This window comes from Curtobacterium sp. MMLR14_002 (assembly GCF_001864975.1).
Classification (GTDB): Bacteria; Actinomycetota; Actinomycetes; order Actinomycetales; family Microbacteriaceae; genus Curtobacterium; species Curtobacterium flaccumfaciens.
In genome coordinates, this window is record NZ_MJGT01000041.1 from 1 (window position 1) to 286 (window position 286).

Annotated in this window: 1 protein-coding gene; it reads left to right on the plus strand. The window is 62.2% G+C overall.

All coding sequences use genetic code 11. The annotated features are described in order from the left end of the window. Positions 1–30: 30 nt before the first annotated feature. The coding region (locus BIU91_RS03480) for a DUF3846 domain-containing protein (RefSeq protein ID WP_139196858.1) at positions 31–286 on the plus strand (256 nt) is incomplete at its 3' end.

A 286-nucleotide genomic window follows, 5' to 3' on the forward strand; every position in this document is an offset into this window, starting at 1 on the left:
GCTCAAGCCCATGATCCGAAAAGGTGCCCCATGCCGCAAGGCGTCCTGATTCCCGTAGAAGAAGCCGAACCGCTCCGCGTGGTCGAGCTCAAGAAGGTGTCCGACTACCAAGCAGCGATCGGAGGGTGGGTCGAAGTCGTCGACTTGGACTCCCCCGAAGCGTCGATCTGGTTCGACGAGGAAGGCAAGCTCAAGAACCTGCCGCTCAACCGACGCGCGTCGCTCATCCTCTGGATGCACAACCCGTCGTTCCGCGACAGGGACGTAGTGCAGGGAGCGGCCATCG